This window comes from Flavobacterium swingsii (genome assembly GCF_900111965.1).
Taxonomy (GTDB): domain Bacteria; phylum Bacteroidota; class Bacteroidia; order Flavobacteriales; family Flavobacteriaceae; genus Flavobacterium; species Flavobacterium swingsii.
Window position 1 is genome coordinate 398,048 of sequence record NZ_FOJT01000003.1, and the last position, 18,309, is coordinate 416,356.

The following is an 18,309-nucleotide window of genomic DNA, read 5'->3' on the forward strand; positions in this document are numbered from 1 at the left end:
ACTATATCTTTTCCTTGCTAAAGAAGCAAGAAAAAGGATAACGTTTCCATCAGGGCTATTTAAGAAACATTTTAGTAAAAAATTGGCGCTTTTGCGTCTTTGCGAGAAAAAAACATGTCAAGAATACAACAAGCCATAAAAGAAAGAATTCTAGTTCTAGACGGAGCTATGGGAACCATGCTACAACGCAATAACTTCTCCGAAGAAGATTTTCGCGGCGAACGTTTCAAAGATTTTCCACATCCGTTAAAAGGGAATAACGATTTATTATCTATAACACAACCCGAAGCGGTCAAAGAAGTTCACAGACAATATTTCCAAGCAGGAGCCGACATTGTCGAAACCAATACATTCTCGGGAACAACTATCGGAATGGCAGATTATTACCTAGAAGAATATGTTTACGAACTCAATTACGAATCCGCAAAAATAGCCCGTGAAGTAGCTGATGAGTTTACGGACCGACCACGATTTGTAGCAGGAGCAATCGGACCAACAAACCGAACTGCATCAATGTCTCCAGACGTAAACGATCCAGGATACCGAGCCGTTACTTTCGACGATTTACGAATTGCCTACAAACAACAAGCAGAAGCCTTAATCGACGGAGGTTGCGATATTCTATTGGTAGAAACTATTTTTGATACACTAAATGCCAAAGCCGCACTTTTTGCCATCGAAGAAGTAAAAGAGGAAAGAAATATCGATATTCCAATCATGGTTTCAGGAACAATAACCGATGCTTCAGGAAGAACACTTTCAGGACAAACGGTAGAAGCTTTTTTAATTTCTGTTTCACATATTCCATTATTGAGTGTGGGATTCAATTGCGCTTTGGGAGCCGATTTACTTAAGCCATATTTACAAACCTTGGCACATAATACTTCATTCAATATCTCGGCACACCCAAATGCGGGATTGCCTAACGCCTTTGGAGAATACGATGAAACACCTGTACAAATGCAAGCTTTCATCAAAGAATATTTAGACGACAATTTAATAAACATCATAGGTGGTTGTTGCGGAACAACGCCAAATCACATCAAATTGATAGCAGATATAGCAAAAGAATACAAACCTAGAAAAGCAGAAATACTTGCCTAATGAAAGTGAATCAGAAAAGAAAAAACCTAGTATTATCAGGATTAGAACCCTTAATCATTACGCCCGAAAGCGTATTTGTGAACGTTGGTGAGCGAACCAATGTTACAGGTTCTAGAAAATTCCTTCGGTTAATCAAGGAAGAAAAATACGAAGAAGCACTCAGTATTGCCAAAGAGCAAGTAGAAGGCGGCGCGCAAATCATCGATATTAATATGGATGAAGGAATGCTAGACGGTGTTTATGCCATGACAAAATTCCTAAATTTAATCGCTGCCGAACCAGATATTTCTCGTGTGCCCATTATGATCGACAGCTCGAAATGGGAAATCATCGAAGCGGGTCTAAAAGTCGTGCAAGGAAAGAGTGTCGTAAATTCTATTTCATTAAAAGAAGGTGAAGATCAATTTATTCATCACGCCAAATTGATCAAACGATATGGTGCCGCAGCAATTATTATGGCTTTTGATGAGGTTGGTCAAGCTGATAATTATGAACGCAGAGTTGAAATTTGTCAACGTTCGTATGATATTTTGGTAAACAAAGTTGGTTTCCCTCCGCAAGATATTATTTTCGATTTGAATATATTTCCTGTTGCGACAGGAATGGAAGAACACCGCCTGAATGCTTTGGATTTCTTTAGAGGGACCAAATGGGTTCGCGAAAATTTACCACACGCACATATTAGTGGTGGTGTGAGTAATGTTTCTTTCTCGTTTAGAGGAAATGATACAGTTCGGGAAGCAATGCATTCGGTTTTCTTGTATCATGCCATCAAGAACGGAATGACAATGGGAATTGTAAACCCGGAGATGTTGTCGATTTATGACGAAATCCCAAAAGATTTATTAGAACATGTAGAAGATGTAATTCTAAACCGTCGTGACGATGCTACAGAACGTTTGTTAGATTTTGCAGAAAATGTAAAAGGGGATGTAAAGAGCAATGAAAAAGCAGTTCAAGAATGGCGTTCGGGAACAGTTCAAGAACGAATTACGCATTCCTTAGTAAAAGGAGTCGATGAATTTATAGAAATTGATGTTGAAGAAGCTCGCCAGGCGGCTACAAAACCTATCGAAGTTATTGAGATCAATTTGATGACGGGAATGAATGTGGTTGGGGATTTGTTTGGTTCGGGTAAAATGTTTTTGCCGCAAGTGGTAAAATCGGCGCGTGTAATGAAAAAAGCAGTGGCGTATTTATTGCCGTTTATCGAAGCCAGCAAACAAGCTGGAGACAAACAAGGAAATGGTAAAATCCTGATGGCAACTGTTAAAGGCGATGTACACGACATTGGTAAAAATATTGTTTCGGTAGTATTGGCTTGTAATAATTACGAAATCGTAGATTTAGGCGTTATGGTGCCTCCCGAAAAAATTATTGCAGCAGCTATAGAACACAACGTAGATATTATTGGATTGAGCGGATTAATCACGCCATCATTAGACGAAATGGTTTATCTCGCCAAAGAATTAGATAAAAGAGGGCTGAAAATCCCAATAATGATTGGTGGTGCAACAACGTCTCGTGCGCATACAGCTGTAAAAATTGCGCCTCAATATAGAGAAACCGTAATTCACGTAAATGATGCTTCGAGAGCCGTAACGGTTGCTGGAAGTTTATTAAATAAGGATAAAAAGATATACGCAAGCGACATTAGAGCAGAATACGATGCGTTTAGAGAAACGTTTTTGAATCGTTCACGAGACAAAAATTTTCTAACTATTGAGCAAGCTCGTAAAAATAAATTACAATTGGATTGGGAGAATTTCACTCCGGTAAAACCAAATGTAATTGGCGAACAAGTTATCGAAGTCGATTTAGATGTTTTGGTTCCGTATATCGATTGGACACCGTTTTTTAGAACATGGGAATTGTTCGGAAAATATCCAGCGATATTAACAGACAATGTAGTTGGAGAACAAGCCACTTCCGTTTTTGCGGATGCGCAGGAAATGTTGGAAGTAATTTTGAGAGAAAAGAAACTAACAGCCAAAGGGATTTATGGAATTTTCCCTGCCAATCAAGTAAACGATGATGATATAGAATTGACTGATGAAAACGGAAAAATTTTGGAGAAGTTCTTGACGTTGCGTCAGCAATCACAAAAAACAAAAGGAGCGCCAAATATTGCTCTTTCTGATTTTATTGCTCCAAAAGACAGCGGTAAAACTGATTATATGGGAGCATTTTGTGTAACGACTGGTTTTGGTGTCGATGAATGGGCTGCCGAATTCGAAAAGAATTTAGACGATTACAATTCGATTATGGTCAAAGCATTGGCGGACCGTTTCGCAGAAGCATTCGCAGAATATTTACACGAAAAAATCCGTAAAGAAATTTGGGGTTATGCCTCCGATGAGGTTTTAAGCAAGGAAGCACTTATTGAAGAAGGCTACAAAGGAATTCGTCCAGCACCAGGTTATCCAGCTTGTCCAGATCATTTAGAAAAACCAACTATTTGGAAATTGCTAAATGTAGAACAAGAAATTGGAGTGACCTTAACCGAAAGCATGGCAATGTGGCCCGCTTCTTCGGTTTCGGGTTATTATTTTGGGAATCCAGAAAGTAAGTATTTTGGACTTGGAAAAATAAAAGAAGATCAAGTTATCGATTACGCCAAAAGAAGAAATGTTTCAACCGAAGTCGCCTCAAAATGGCTGAATCCAAATATTGCAGATTGATGATTTTAGTATTTTTAAATCTAAAATCATAATGCTAAAATTCTAAAATTTAAAAATGAAAGTAACGCAACATATAGAAAACGCTCAAGGAAAACCACTTTTTTCTTTCGAAATATTACCACCGCTAAAAGGACAAAACATACAATCTATTTTTGATAGTATCGATCCATTAATGGAATTTAATCCACCATTTATAGACGTAACTTACCATCGGGAAGAATACGAATACAAGGAATTACCTAGCGGATTGTTAGAAAAAAAGATTGTAAAAAAACGTCCAGGAACGGTCGGGATTTGTGCTGCGATTCAAAATAAATACCGTGTAGATGCCATTCCGCATATTTTATGTGGCGGTTTTAATAGAGAAGACACTGAGAATTTATTGATAGATTTGGATTTTCTAGACATCGATAATGTGGTGGCATTGCGTGGAGATGCGTTAAAAAACGAAATTTATTTTAAGGCAGAAAAAGCAGGGAATCAATACGCATCAGAATTGGTTACACAAATCGCCAACTTAAACAAAGGAATTTATCTTGATGAAGATTTGCAAAACTCGTCATCAACGAATTTTTGTATCGGAATTGCAGGTTATCCCGAAAAACACATGGAAGCACCAAGTGTAGATAGCGATGTTCATTTCCTAAAGCAAAAAATAAAAAACGGAGCGCAATATATCATCACGCAAATGTTTTTCGACAACAAAAAATTCTTCGATTTTGTCGCAAAATGCCGTGCGGCAGGCATCACAATTCCTATCATTCCAGGATTAAAACCTATTGCGACAAAAAAACAATTAAACCTTATTCCGCACCGATTCAGTGTGCAATTACCAGACGATTTAATTATGGCGGTAGTAAAAGCAAACGATAACGATGCCGTAAAGCAAATAGGAATCGAGTGGTGTACTGAACAAAGTAAAGAATTGGTTGCGGCAGGAATCCCAGTTTTACATTATTATTCGATGGGAAAAGCAGAAAATATCAAAGCGATTGCAAGAGAAGTTTTTTAGGAGCTATTTCCAGCTATTCGTTACAATCTTTTGTGCTGAAGAAAAATCAGCACAAAAGGATTTCCTCTACTATCTGGGCTAAAAAAAAATCCGTGAAAATCAGCTTAATCCGTGTCATCCGCGTGCCATTTTTCCGAAACTTACTTCGTCATTTCTCTAAAAATACTTTCTAAATTCTTATTTTTCAAATTCAACTGTAAAGTTTTTAGTCCATTTTCGTGAGCAAAATCGAAAACCACGGGACGCATATCGGTTTCGGTTGTAAAAGAAAGCTCCCAAACCAAATCATGTAAATTTTTATACGATTGAATATTTGGTAAAGTATCAAATAATTTTTCGTCAATGACTTTATCAAATTCAACTTCGATAATTTGTTCTGTTTTTTCGGCAACCAATAAATCAAGATTCTTGTCGGTAACAATTTTTCCGTGATTTATAATAATAACTCTGTCGCAAATCGCTTCCACTTCTTGCATGATGTGTGTCGATAGGAAAACAGTTTTGTCTTTGCCAATATTTTTTATCAATTCACGAATTTCAACCAGTTGGTTTGGGTCTAATCCTGTGGTTGGTTCATCAAGAATTAAAACATCAGGATTGTGCAAAAGCGCAGTCGCTAATCCTACACGCTGGCGATAACCTTTAGATAGTTGACCAATTTTCTTATGACTCTCAGGCGATAAACCTGTCAAAAAAATCACTTCTTCAATACGAGATTTTGCTACTTTATAAACATCGGCATTAAAAGCCAAATATTCTCGAACATACAAATCCAAATACAACGGATTGTGTTCTGGTAAATACCCAACCGATTTCTGAACTTCCAATTGATTTGTATTTACATCAAATCCATTTACAATTGCCGAACCTTCGTCAGCATTAATATAAGTTGTCAAAATTTTCATTAAAGTCGATTTTCCAGCGCCATTTGGACCAAGAAAACCTACAATTTCTCCTTTTTTTACCGAGAAAGAAATAGTATCTAACGCTTTTTGCGTTCCGTAATTTTTAGAAATATTTTGAACTTCGATTGACATAATTCGTGATTTGTAGCAAAAGTAAGAAGAAAATAGTATCAAAAATTTCGATAAACTTATTTTTTTGTAAAAATGTATTTTGCTATCATTTTTTCAGTAAGTTTGTCATTCAAATCGCTCATATAAAGCAATGATTACAAATAATACATTTTTTAGCAACAATTCTTTTTATTTCTATTGGAACATAGGAAGGGATTGTTATATGGTTATTTGATTAGAAAATTAAATTGAAAATATAATATACAATCCCGTCTTTTAGGCGGGATTTTTTTTGCTCATTATGGAAATAAAAAAAATCGCAATTCAGGGAATAGAAGGCTCGTTTCACCATCAGGTTGCAGCGACTTTGTTCGACAAAAATCTTTCTTTAGATGAATGTATGTCGTTTGAACTTTTAGTAAGAAGTCTCAAAGAAAATACCTCGCAAAAAGGAATTATGGCTTTAGAAAACTCTATTGCGGGTTCGATAATTCCAAATTATGCACTTATAGATAGTAATGATTTGCATATTATTGGCGAACATTATCTAGATATTAGTATGAATCTTATGGTGCTAAAAGGTCAAAAAATAGAGGATATTACCGAAGTGCATTCACACCCAATCGCCTTGTTGCAATGTGCCGTTTTTTTTAATAAATATCCACATATTAAACTCGTAGAAAGTGGAGATACTGCCGAAACTGCCAGAAGAATTCAACAGCAAAAACTAATGGGAATTGGAGCAGTTGCCAGTCCAATTGCTGCTCAATTATACGATTTAGAGATTTTAGCTTCAGGGATTCATACCGTAAAAAGTAACAAAACGAGATTCGTTATTGTAAAAACTCAAAATACGATAAGGAATAAAGAAGAGATTAATAAAGCCTCTATAAAATTTGAACTCGACGATACTGCTGGAAATTTAGCTACAATTCTAAATGTGATGAATAATTGTAAATTAAATTTAACGAAGATTCAATCGATGCCGATAATCGAAACGCCATTTAAGTATTCATTTTTTGTAGATGTGGTTTTCGAAAAATACAAACATTACGAAAAAGCGAAGAAAATTTTAGAATTAATGACAACCCATTTCAAAGTTTTAGGCGAATACAAAAAAGGAGAACAATGATAACAATAGCAAACAGATTAAAAACCGTCGAAGAATATTACTTTTCATCAAAATTGAGGGAAGTACGGGAACTCATTGCACAAGGAAAACCTATTGTAAATATGGGAATTGGAAGTCCGGATTTGCAACCGTCAAAATTAGTTGTCCGAGCAATTCAAAATGCTATGTGTGATAATGTCGCGCATCAATATCAATCCTATCAAGGTTTGCCAGAATTAAGACAGGAAATGGCAAACTTTTACAAAAATAATTTTCAAGTCGATTTGAATTTTAATAATGAGATTTTACCGCTAATAGGTTCTAAAGAAGGAATTATGCATATTTCACTCGCTTTTCTCAATGAAGGAGACGAAGTTTTAATCCCAAATCCAGGATATCCAACGTATACTTCGGTAACAAATTTAGTAGGAGCAAAACCTGTTTTTTATGATTTGATAGCAGAAAATAATTGGGAACCCAATTTTGAAGCTTTAGAAAAAACAGATTTAACCAAAGTAAAACTCATGTGGGTAAATTATCCAAATATGCCAACGGGAGCAACTGGAAGCTTATATTTGTTTGAAAAATTAGTCGCTTTCGCCAAAAAGCATCAAATATTAATCATAAATGACAATCCGTATAGTTTTGTTTTAAATGACAATCCAATTTCGATTTTGCAAGTAACAGGAGCAAAAGAAGTTGTGTTAGAGTTAAATTCATTATCTAAAACCTACAATATGGCGGGTTGGCGAGTGGGAATGGTTTCTGGAAATTCAAAATATATCGACGCAATTTTGAAAGTAAAAAGCAATATGGATTCGGGCATGTTTTACGGAATCCAAAAAGGAGCCATCGAAGCATTGAAATTAGATAAATCTTGGTTTGACGAACAAAATAAAATTTATCACAAGCGTAGAAATTTAGTTTTTCAACTAGCAGACAAACTAAAATGTACGTACGATAAAAATGCAGTTGGACTATTTGTCTGGGCAAAATTACCAATAGGAATAACTAATTCTGAGGATTTTGTAGATGAATTATTGTATGAAAAAGATTTATTTATCACGCCAGGAACAATTTTTGGAAACAACGGAGAAGGTTATGTTAGATTTTCCCTATGTATTTCCGAAGAAAAAATTAAAGAAGTTTTATCAAGAATTTTGATAGAAGAACAAATTCATTTATAATTTTGTAACAAACACAAACTATGGAAAATAGTATCTCATTACGCACTTGGTTAGACGATTTCAAATTATCACATCCGTTAGTAATTGCGGGACCTTGCAGTGCCGAAACTGAAGAACAAGTATTGAAAATTGCACACGAATTAAAAAAATCCGATGTGAGTATTTTTCGTGCAGGAATCTGGAAACCACGAACGCGTCCAGGTGGATTTGAAGGTGTTGGTGAAATTGGACTTAAATGGTTACAAAAAGCCAAAGCCGAAACAGGTTTGCTTATGGCAATCGAAGTAGCAAATGCCACGCATGTAAAACTAGCATTAGAACACGATATTGATGTTTTGTGGATTGGCGCTCGAACAACCGTAAATCCTTTTGCAGTTCAGGAAATTGCCGATGCTTTACAAAATACAGACAAAATAGTATTGGTAAAAAACCCTGTAAATCCAGATTTAGCTTTGTGGATTGGCGGCGTAGAGCGTTTGTATAATGCAGGAATCAAAAAATTAGGAGTTATTCACAGAGGGTTTTCCACCTACGAAAAAACAAAATATCGAAACATTCCAGAATGGCAAATTGCAATCGAATTGCAAAGTCGTTTCCCGGATTTACCATTAATAATCGATCCGTCTCATATAACAGGAAACCGAAATATGATTCAGGAAGTGTCACAACAAGCACTCGATTTAAATTATGATGGATTAATTATCGAAACCCATACCGATCCAGATAATGCTTGGAGCGACGCAGCACAGCAAGTAACACCAACTGTTTTGAAACAAATTTTCGAGGATTTGAAAGTCAAAAAAATGACCGTTGAAGAAGATGGCTATAACACCGAAATGATAAAATTACGAGCGAATATTGATATTTATGATAGCAAAATTTTAGAAATTTTAGGGAACAGAATGAAAGTTTCTGAACAAATAGGAGCGCTTAAAAAAGCAAATAATGTTGCCGTTTTACAAAACAAACGATGGAACGAAATCCTAGGGAAAATGATTTTAGACGGAGAAGAAAAAGGGCTAAGCGAAGAATTTATCTTAAAAATGTTTAAAGCCATTCACCAAGAAAGTATTACGCATCAGGAGAAAATAATTAATTCCTAATTTTAAATGTTGAATTTTAAATTTTAAATGTCAAATTACCGTAATTTTGACATTTAAAATTTAGAATTCAAAATTCATAAAAAATATTAATGACAGGACTCGTTTATAAATCTACAGGAAGTTGGTACACTGTAAAATCTTTACAAGGAGATTTTATGGAATGTCGTATAAAAGGAAAATTCCGAATGAAAGGAATCAAAAGCACCAACCCAATTGCTGTGGGCGATGTTGTCGATTATGATTTAGATGAAAATTCCGATGTAGTTACAGGAACGATTACAAATATTCACGACAGAAAAAATTATATCGTTCGTAAATCGGTTAATTTATCGCATCAAATGCACATTATTGCATCAAATTTAGATTATGTTTTTTTATTAATTACGATAAATAATCCGCCAACAACAACCAATTTTATAGACCGTTTTCTTGTTACTGCCGAAGCTTACGGAATAGAAACTATTCTGGTTTTTAATAAAATAGATACTTACGACGACGCAATGCTCGACGAGCAATTGTTTATGCAATATATCTATCAGCAAATTGGATACAAATGTTTGCGAGTTTCATCGACCGAAGGAAAAGGAATCGAGGAATTAAAGGAAATAATGAAAGGCAAAGTGACCATGTTTTCAGGACATTCGGGTGTAGGAAAGTCAACTTTAGTCAATGCGATGGAACCAAGTTTGCACCTAAAAACCAAAACAATTTCCGAACAAAGTAAGCAAGGACAACACACAACCACATTTGCCGAAATGTATGATTTGTCTTTTGGTGCACAAATTATAGACACGCCAGGAATAAAAGGTTTTGGAATTGTAGATATGCAAAAAGAAGAAATTTCAGGTTATTTCCCAGAATTTTTCAAACTAAAAGATCAATGCAAATTTAATAATTGTTTGCACAAAGACGAACCAAAATGTGCTGTCAAAGAAGCGCTAGAAAAAGACGAAATTTCCTATTCACGATACAATAGTTATCTAAAAATCCTAGAAGGCGATGACGAAACCTATCGAACTGATATTTATAATGACGACCGAATTGCGAGTGATGAAACGAGAAATAAAAATTAGTAAATAGTGAAAGCTGTAATCCAAAGAGTTTCTCAAGCATCAGTAACAATCGATTCTAAAATTGTAGCTGAAATCCAAAAAGGATTATTAATTCTTGTAGGAATTGAAGACTCAGACAATCAAGAAGACATTATTTGGCTAACATCAAAAATTATAAATCTTCGCATTTTTGCCGATGAAAATGATGTAATGAACCTTTCGGTGAAAGATATAAACGGCGAAATTATTGTCGTTTCTCAATTTACACTTCACGCTTCGACCAAAAAAGGAAATCGTCCAAGTTATATAAAAGCATCAAAACCAGAAACCGCCATTCCGTTATACGAGAGTTTCGTAAAACAATTAGAAACCGAATTAGGTAACAAAATACAAACAGGAATTTTTGGAGCAGATATGCAAGTTTCTCTAGTAAATGATGGGCCAGTAACCATAATTATAGATAGTAAAAATAAAGAGTAATATTATGTACTCTCACATTTGCATAAATTCACACCATGAGAAACAAATTTATTTTATGTTTTATTTTTAGTTTAATTTCTTTTTTTTCGTACTCTCAAAAAGTTAATTTAGACGTATTTTCAATTCCAGATAGTTTAAAATTAAGCGCAAATGCAGTTATAAGATTAGACCAAATGGATATTGATATTAACTCTCAACGGAATATGAATATCAAAAACAAAAGGATAATCACAGTTCTTAACGAAAAAGGAATTGAAGCGATTAATGCTTATCAAAGTTATGACAAAAGAACTAGTATTAATCGAATTGATGCTACGGTTTATAACGCTTTTGGTAAACAAATAAAAAACCTAAAAAGAAATGATTTTAAAGATCAAACCGCTGTTGCGGGCGGAACAATTTTTTCAGATAGTAGAGTTGTTTATTTAGAATATACACCCACAGAGTATCCATTTACAATTGTTTATGAAAGTGAAATAAGAACGTCAAATACAGCGCTCATTCCTCAGTGGTCACCTTTGAATGAGTATTTTGTGAGTACTGAAAAAAGTATTTTAAATGTAAACTGTGTAGAGTCTTTAGGTTTGAAAAATAAAGAATTCAATTTTTTAAACTATAAGATTAATAAAAAAACAGACTCACAAACACAACTTTCATATGAAGTCAATAATTTAATAGCACAAAAACCAGAGGATTATACGCCAAATGCAATCACTTTTCCTAAAGTAATGATGAGTTTAGAATCCTTTAATTTAGAGGGAGTTGATGGGAATATTAAGAATTGGAAAGAATATGGGCAATGGTTTGCAGAGAAAATTTTGTCAGGAACGATTGACTTGCCAGAAGAAACTAAAGTTAAAATTAAAAAGCTTATAGGCAATGAAACAGACCTAATTAAAAAGGCAAAACTTGTTTATAAATACATGCAAGAAAAAACAAGATATGTAAGTGTACAGGTCGGAATAGGTGGTTTTAAACCAATGTTAGCAAAAGATGTAGATAGATTAGGATATGGTGACTGTAAAGCTTTGTCTAACTATACAAGGGCGCTATTAGATGTGGTTGGTGTGCCTTCCTACTATACTGAGTTGTACGGAAGTTATAATAAAACGGATATTGAAACAGATTTTTTTTCAATACAAGGGAATCATGTGATTTTATGTGTTCCTAATAAAGAAAATTATATTTGGTTAGAATGTACTAGTCAAGATGCTCCTTTTGGATATCAAGGAACTTTTACCGATGACAGAAACACTTTGGTTGTCAAGCCAGAAGGAGGAGAGATTGTAAGAACTAAGGTTTATTCAGATAAAGGAAATAGTCAAATTAGTAAAGGAAGTTATTCATTGTCCGATAATGGAGATTTATTTGGATCGGTTGTCATAGAGTCTGAAGGCTCACAGTATAATAGGAAATTCGGTATCGAAAAAATGTCACCTCTAGATAAAGAGACTTATTATAAAGGATATTGGGATAATATTAATAATTTAAAAATACTTAAAACAACATTTTTAAACGATAAAGAGAAAATAAGTTTTATTGAAAACGTTGATATTTCTGCCGAAAATTATGGAAATATTTCTGCCAATAGAATGATGTTTGCTGTAAATGTTTATAATAAGTATAATAGTGTTGTAAAAAAAATAAGGAATCGAAAAAATGAATTCGAAATACAAAGAGGGTATTATGATGATGATGAAATTGAAATGAATCTTCCAGAAAACTTTATTGTAGAAGCGAGTCCAAACAATGTAGAATTAAAAACTAAATTTGGAGAGTATAAAACTGAAATCGTTGTTAAAGCAAATAATAAATTGATATATAAAAGAACCATGTTAATCAACAAAGGACTTTATTCAAAAACAGAATATGACGAATATAGATTATTTATGGAGCAAGTAAACAGAAATGACAACTCAAAAATTATATTAATAAAAAAATAATTAACCGATGTCAATAAAAAAAGCTTTTATTCTAGGACTACTTATTACTTTTTCAAATTCATATTGTCAAAAATTTGAGTTAGGAAAAGTAACAATAGAAGAATTGAATGAAAAGAAGCATTCCAAAGATACATCTGCAGTGGCAGCCTTTCTTTTTAAGAAAGCAAAAACCTTTTTTGATTATGATGTTAAAAATGGTTTTGTAGCAAGAACAGAGTTTTCTATTAGACTAAAGATATACAAAAAAGAAGGATTGAAATGGGCTAATTTTGAAATGCCTTATTATGTTGGTTATGAGAACTTAGATGACGATATAATTTCAATTTCAAAAGCATTTACTTATAATGTAGAGAATGGGAAAGTAATAAAAGAAGAAGTTTCCAGTGAAGGAAAATTCAAGGAGAGAATTAATGAGTTTTGGCAAACAAAAATCATAACATTCCCAAATGTAAAAGTTGGGTCAGTAATAGAATTAAAATATGTATTGAAATCTCAAAATTTATCAGAGTTACCTGTTTTTCAATTTCAATATAAAATACCCGTAAATTATGCTCAATATGTGACTGAGATACCTGGTTTTTATATTTATAAAGGAATAAAAACAGGATATGTAGATATTACTATGGATGATAAAATTGAATATAAATCACAAACATTTAATGAGCATTACACGACTAAAACTCTACATTATCAACAAATAAAAACTACATATGGTGTAGTCAATGTTCCAGCACTTATAGAAGAAGACTATGTAAGTAATATAAATGATTATTATGGTAAAATTGAAAATGAACTTCAAGTTATTCAATTTCCAAATCAAAAGCCTAAGCAAATGGCAACAACATGGGAAGATGTTGCAAAATCTATTTATTTAGAAAAGGAATTTGGAAAAGAATTAGAAAAAGTAGATTATTTTATTAATGATGTTAAACCTCTTGTATTAAATCTAAATTCTGATAATGAAAAGATGTTAAAGATTTTTGAGTTTATTAAATCTAGAATGGTTTGGAATGGGAAATATGGATATTATACTAATAAAGGGGTTGAAGTTGCATATTTGGAAAAAACTGGAAATGTTGCCGAAATAAACCTCATGTTAGTTTCTATACTAAGAATGGCAGGTATAGATTCTAATCCAGTTTTAATAAGCACTAGAGAAAATGGAGTCGCATTATTTCCAAACAGATCTAAACTTAATTATGTAATTGCATCAGTAACTATTGATGGTAAACAATTGTTGTTGGACGCAACTGAAAAATGGAGCAGTATCAATATATTACCCATTAGAGATTTAAATCAAACAGGAAGATTAATAAAAAAAGATGGTTTGTCATCAGAAGTTGATTTGATGCCTAAAATGATTTCAAATAATTTTGTGAATTTGATAGCTTCAATCAGCCCAGACGGAGAGGTTAACGGAAATATAAGAGAACAATATTTTCATTATTGCGGGTCAAGTTTTAGAAATAAATATTCAAATCTATCCGAAGAATCGTATCTTGAAAAATTAGAAAACACACACAAGGGAATTCAAATAAAAGACTATAAAATTGAGAATAAGTACGATTTAGATAAGCAAGTTATAGAAATTTATTCTTTTAAAGATAATAATTCTGTTGAAATCATTGGAGATAAAATGTATTTCTCTCCATTATTGATGTTTGAAAAAAATGAAAATTTATTTAAACAAGAGAATAGAAAATATCCAGTTGACTTTATTTTTCCAAAGCATGATAAGTACACTATTATTATCAATATTCCAGAAGGTTACGTTGTTGAAAGTTTGCCTACAGAAAGTATTTTAAATACTGAAGAAAAGTTTATTGACTTCAAATTTTTAGTTTCAAAAAATGTAAAGCAAATTACTGTTGTTATGAGTTTAAAAACTGAAGTCTCAATTGTAAGTGCAGAAAATTATACAATTCTTAAAGATTTTTTCAGGTTGTATTTAAGCAAACAAACTGAGAAAATAGTACTTAAAAAAGTTTAATTTGTGCCAGTTTTAAATTATGTAAAAACAATATTTTGTATATATAACAATAAATATTAATAACAATAAAAAAATATGTCAATAAAAAAAATATTTATTTTAGGGCTTCTTATAACATTTTCAAATATTTACGCTCAGAAATTCGAGTTAGGGAAAGTAACTATTGCTGAGCTTCAAGAAAAAACACACCCAAAAGACACAACTGCTGTCGCAGCTATTTTATATAATGTCGGAAGAACTTATTTCGAATATAGTCAAAACGATGGATTCATAATGATAACCGAAGTTACTACTCGAGTAAAAATTTATAAAAAAGAAGGTTACGAATGGGCTAACAAAGCAGTTTCTTTTTATGTTGGTAATTCTCCAGAAGAATCTGTAGATTTTTCGAAAGCAGTAACCTATAATTTAGTAAATGGAGCAATAGAAAAAACAAAACTAAAAAGCGAAGGAGAATTTGTAGAGAAAACAAACAAATATTATTCTACAAAAAAAATCACGATGCCTAACGTAAAAGTTGGTTCTGTGATAGAATATAAATATGAGTTAAAATCTAAGTATTTTTCTAAATTTCCAGATTGGGATTTTCAAGAACAAATTCTGGTGAATTATTCTGAATACAAAACAGTAATTCCTGAGTACTTTCTTTATAATACATATAGAAAAGGTTCTCTAAAGCCATTAGAAACTAAAACAAGTTCAAAGATTAGTATAACGCTAACCAGTAAAGAGTTGGGTTTTGGAGGATATAAAAAGGATAGCGAAACAATAAATTACACCAATAGTATAGTAACTTATTTATCAGAAAATATTCCTGCCATAAAAGATGAAGTTTATGTAAATAATATTGAAAACTATAGTTCAAGTGTAAAACATGAACTTTCGGCTACTAAATTTCCAAACGATTATACCAAAGCTATTTCGCAAACTTGGGAAGATGTTGTAAAAACTATTTATGAATCTGATGAATTTGGTGGAGAATTAAACAAATCTAATTATTTTGAAGAGGATTTAAAAGCAATTCTTGCAGGTTTGACAACGCAAGAAGAAAAGACAAATGCCATTTTTAATTTTGTTCAATCTCGAATGAATTGGAATGATTATAATGGTTATAGATGCGATGATGGTGTGAAGAAAGCCTACAAAGATAAAAAAGGAAATATTGCTGAAATAAATATTATGCTCGTTGCAATGTTGCGTTATGCAGACATCAAATCGAATCCTGTTTTATTAAGTACACGTAGTAACGGAATCCCAGTTTACCCATCAATAACAGGCTTTAATTATGTGGTTGCGGCTGTAGAATCTGACAAAGGTTTAATACTTCTAGATGCATCAAATAAAAACACAACACCAAATATATTGCCAATGAAAGCCTTGAATTGGTTTGGAAAAATTATAAGAAAAAACAATACTTCAGAAGATATAGATTTGATGCCAAAACAAAATTCAAAATCTGTAATAAATTTATTTGTTAATATAAATGTAGATGCTTCAATTGATGGAAGAATTCAAGAACAATATTTTGATTATAATGCTTTAAATTTTAGAGAAAAGCATAAAATTTTATCACAAGAAAATTATTTAGAGAAATTAGAAAAAGAATCTAATATAGAAGTTAGCGATTATACGATTGCTAATAAATTAGATTTAACAAAACCAGTAATAGAAACCTATAGTTTCAAAAGGAGTAATTCTATCGAAAAAATTGGCGATAAATTATATTTTTCTCCCTTATTGTTTCTAGCGGAAACAAACAACCCTTTTACACAAGAGAAAAGAGAATATCCAATAGATTATGGTTTTCCTAGTCAAGAAAAAATAAATTTAAATATCACAATACCTGAAGGATATATTGTAGAATCTATGCCGGAAAAAACAGCCATAGGGATAAGTGATAATCTTGGAATTTTTAGATTAAACATTTCCAATACTGCCAATAAAATACAAGTAATAGTTTCTACAGAAATAAATACACCAATTTTTCCAGCAGATTATTATGAAGAATTGAAAGCTTTTTACGGTAGCATAGTTAAAAAAGAAACCGAAAAAATTGTATTAAAAAAGATATAATATGAATCTAAAAAACTCACAACTCGAAGTTGATAATTGGATAAAAAACCACGGAGTTCGTTATTTTAATGAGCTTACAAATATGGCGCAACTTACCGAAGAAGTAGGCGAGGTAGCTCGTATTATTGCACGTCGTTATGGAGAACAATCCGAAAAAGAATCCGATAAAAACAAAGATTTAGGTGAAGAACTTGCCGATGTTGTTTTTGTAGTTTTGTGTTTGGCAAATCAAACAGGAATCGATTTACAAGCTGCGTTTGACAAGAAACTAGACCTAAAAACAAATCGCGACCACGACCGTCATCATAACAACGAAAAACTGAAATAATTGTGAATTTACTTCTGCAATCAACTATCGTTAATCAACAATCTTCAGTCAAAATTTCTGGTTCTAAATCGGAAACCAATAGATTGTTATTGTTGCAAGCATTGTATCCGAACTTAGTTTTAGAAAACGTTTCTAATTCCGATGACTCCGAAGTTATGATTAAAGCATTAACTTCAAATGAAACTGTAATCGATATTCACCACGCAGGAACGGCCATGCGATTTCTTACAGCTTATTTTGCTCAAAAAGAAGGTAAAGAAGTGATTCTTACTGGTTCCTCTCGAATGAAAGAGCGACCAATAAAAATTCTAGTTGAAGCCTTACAACAACTCGGAGCAGAAATCTCATACGAAGAAAATAAGGGTTTTCCACCCATAAAAATTATTGGTAAAAAAATCACTCAAAATAAAGTGTCGCTTCCCGCAAATGTAAGTAGTCAATATATTTCGGCATTATTACTAGTCGCTCCAAAATTGGAAAACGGACTAGAATTAACATTAATTGGAGAAATAACATCTGTTCCGTACATAAAAATGACTTTGGCTTTGCTTAATGATTTAGGAATTGAAACTTCATTTATTGATAACAAAATTTCGGTATTACCAAAATTCACAATTCATAATTCACAATTCGTAATTGAAAGTGATTGGTCTTCCGCTTCCTATTTTTATTCAATAATTGCACTTTCAGAAATAGGAACACAAATCACATTGTCCAGTTATAAGCAAAATAGTCTGCAAGGCGATTCAGTATTAGCAGAAATTTATAAGGATTTTGGAGTAGAAACTACTTTTGAAGATAATCAAATTCATTTGCGTAAAGACAAAAATTGTCAATTGTTAATTGTCAATTATCAATTAAATAATGCTCCAGATATTGCTCAAACCATTGCCGTAACTTGTTTCGGACTAGGAATTGGCTGTCACCTTACAGGTTTACATACATTAAAAATAAAAGAAACTGATAGACTAGAAGCTTTACAAGTTGAATTAACAAAATTGGGCGCAAATGTCTCTGTTACCAATGATAGTTTAACTCTAGAAGTTTCAAATTCAATCAATTCAAATGTAAAAATCTCAACCTATCAAGACCATCGTATGGCTATGGCATTTGCACCATTAGCCTTAAAAGCATCAATTATAATTGAAGATGCTGAGGTAGTTTCAAAATCGTATCCCAATTTTTGGAGCGATTTACAAAGTGTAGGTTTTAAAATGAATGAAGTATAA

Annotated in this window: 14 protein-coding genes; 13 read left to right on the forward strand and 1 reads right to left on the reverse strand. The window is 32.6% G+C overall.

What is annotated here, in order from left to right:
- Positions 1–114: 114 nt before the first annotated feature.
- From BM053_RS06950 to metF, 3 genes are read left to right on the forward strand one after another with little or no spacing between them, the layout of a single operon-like run.
- Positions 115–1,104 carry a homocysteine S-methyltransferase family protein gene (locus tag BM053_RS06950; RefSeq protein WP_091475506.1) on the forward strand — a complete coding sequence of 330 codons (990 nt, stop codon included), beginning with the start codon at positions 115–117 and terminating at the stop codon, positions 1,102–1,104.
- A complete protein-coding gene (gene metH / locus BM053_RS06955; protein WP_244148509.1) occupies positions 1,104–3,785 on the forward strand; it encodes a methionine synthase in 2,682 nt (893 codons plus the stop codon). Before BM053_RS06950 ends, metH begins: the two co-directional genes overlap by 1 nt.
- Before the next feature lie 55 nt (positions 3,786–3,840).
- Positions 3,841–4,797, forward strand: coding sequence for a methylenetetrahydrofolate reductase [NAD(P)H] (gene metF / locus BM053_RS06960; protein WP_091475508.1), 957 nt, complete (start codon positions 3,841–3,843; stop codon positions 4,795–4,797).
- A gap of 140 nt (positions 4,798–4,937) precedes the next feature.
- Here metF and gldA read toward each other — a convergent pair whose 3' ends face one another.
- On the reverse strand, positions 4,938–5,834 hold the full coding sequence (gldA, locus tag BM053_RS06965; protein ID WP_091475510.1) for a gliding motility-associated ABC transporter ATP-binding subunit GldA: 897 nt from the start codon (positions 5,832–5,834) through the stop codon (positions 4,938–4,940).
- A gap of 280 nt (positions 5,835–6,114) precedes the next feature.
- Here gldA and BM053_RS06970 point away from each other — a divergent pair, with 280 nt between their 5' ends.
- From BM053_RS06970 to aroA, 10 genes are all read left to right on the forward strand, one after another.
- Positions 6,115–6,945, forward strand: a complete 831-nt coding sequence (locus BM053_RS06970; RefSeq protein ID WP_091475511.1) for a prephenate dehydratase — start codon at positions 6,115–6,117, stop codon at positions 6,943–6,945.
- Positions 6,942–8,111: a pyridoxal phosphate-dependent aminotransferase gene (locus tag BM053_RS06975; protein ID WP_091475513.1), complete on the forward strand. Its 1,170-nt coding sequence runs from the start codon at positions 6,942–6,944 to the stop codon at positions 8,109–8,111. The genes BM053_RS06970 and BM053_RS06975 overlap by 4 nt, the downstream gene beginning before the upstream one ends.
- A 20-nt stretch (positions 8,112–8,131) precedes the next feature.
- Positions 8,132–9,214: a bifunctional 3-deoxy-7-phosphoheptulonate synthase/chorismate mutase type II gene (locus BM053_RS06980; RefSeq protein WP_091475515.1), complete on the forward strand. Its 1,083-nt coding sequence runs from the start codon at positions 8,132–8,134 to the stop codon at positions 9,212–9,214.
- Between the two features lie 89 nt (positions 9,215–9,303).
- Positions 9,304–10,287 (forward strand): ribosome small subunit-dependent GTPase A, encoded by a 984-nt coding sequence (gene rsgA, locus BM053_RS06985; RefSeq protein ID WP_091475517.1) that lies wholly within the window; start codon positions 9,304–9,306, stop codon positions 10,285–10,287.
- 6 nt (positions 10,288–10,293) lie between these two features.
- On the forward strand, positions 10,294–10,746 hold the full coding sequence (gene dtd / locus BM053_RS06990; RefSeq protein WP_091475518.1) for a D-aminoacyl-tRNA deacylase: 453 nt from the start codon (positions 10,294–10,296) through the stop codon (positions 10,744–10,746).
- 35 nt (positions 10,747–10,781) lie between these two features.
- Positions 10,782–12,689, forward strand: coding sequence for a DUF3857 domain-containing protein (locus BM053_RS06995; protein ID WP_091475520.1), 1,908 nt, complete (start codon positions 10,782–10,784; stop codon positions 12,687–12,689).
- Between the two features lie 7 nt (positions 12,690–12,696).
- The gene (locus BM053_RS07000) at positions 12,697–14,679 is read left to right on the forward strand and encodes a DUF3857 domain-containing protein (protein ID WP_091475522.1); all 1,983 of its coding nucleotides are present in this window, start codon (positions 12,697–12,699) and stop codon (positions 14,677–14,679) included.
- Positions 14,680–14,754: 75 nt separating this feature from the next.
- Positions 14,755–16,752: a DUF3857 domain-containing protein gene (locus tag BM053_RS07005; protein WP_091475525.1), complete on the forward strand. Its 1,998-nt coding sequence runs from the start codon at positions 14,755–14,757 to the stop codon at positions 16,750–16,752.
- Between the two features lies 1 nt (position 16,753).
- Positions 16,754–17,080 carry a nucleotide pyrophosphohydrolase gene (locus BM053_RS07010; protein WP_091475526.1) on the forward strand — a complete coding sequence of 109 codons (327 nt, stop codon included), beginning with the start codon at positions 16,754–16,756 and terminating at the stop codon, positions 17,078–17,080.
- Between the two features lie 2 nt (positions 17,081–17,082).
- The gene (aroA, locus tag BM053_RS07015; protein ID WP_091475528.1) at positions 17,083–18,309 is read left to right on the forward strand and encodes a 3-phosphoshikimate 1-carboxyvinyltransferase; all 1,227 of its coding nucleotides are present in this window, start codon (positions 17,083–17,085) and stop codon (positions 18,307–18,309) included.

Coding starts and splice junctions, on each gene's coding strand:
- BM053_RS06950 (WP_091475506.1), top strand. CDS start 115: ATGTCAAGAATACAACAAGCCATAAAAGAAAGAATTCTAGTTCTAGAC.
- metH (WP_244148509.1), top strand. CDS start 1,104: ATGAAAGTGAATCAGAAAAGAAAAAACCTAGTATTATCAGGATTAGAA.
- metF (WP_091475508.1), top strand. CDS start 3,841: ATGAAAGTAACGCAACATATAGAAAACGCTCAAGGAAAACCACTTTTT.
- gldA (WP_091475510.1), bottom strand. CDS start 5,834: ATGTCAATCGAAGTTCAAAATATTTCTAAAAATTACGGAACGCAAAAA.
- BM053_RS06970 (WP_091475511.1), top strand. CDS start 6,115: ATGGAAATAAAAAAAATCGCAATTCAGGGAATAGAAGGCTCGTTTCAC.
- BM053_RS06975 (WP_091475513.1), top strand. CDS start 6,942: ATGATAACAATAGCAAACAGATTAAAAACCGTCGAAGAATATTACTTT.
- BM053_RS06980 (WP_091475515.1), top strand. CDS start 8,132: ATGGAAAATAGTATCTCATTACGCACTTGGTTAGACGATTTCAAATTA.
- rsgA (WP_091475517.1), top strand. CDS start 9,304: ATGACAGGACTCGTTTATAAATCTACAGGAAGTTGGTACACTGTAAAA.
- BM053_RS06995 (WP_091475520.1), top strand. CDS start 10,782: ATGAGAAACAAATTTATTTTATGTTTTATTTTTAGTTTAATTTCTTTT.
- BM053_RS07000 (WP_091475522.1), top strand. CDS start 12,697: ATGTCAATAAAAAAAGCTTTTATTCTAGGACTACTTATTACTTTTTCA.
- BM053_RS07005 (WP_091475525.1), top strand. CDS start 14,755: ATGTCAATAAAAAAAATATTTATTTTAGGGCTTCTTATAACATTTTCA.
- BM053_RS07010 (WP_091475526.1), top strand. CDS start 16,754: ATGAATCTAAAAAACTCACAACTCGAAGTTGATAATTGGATAAAAAAC.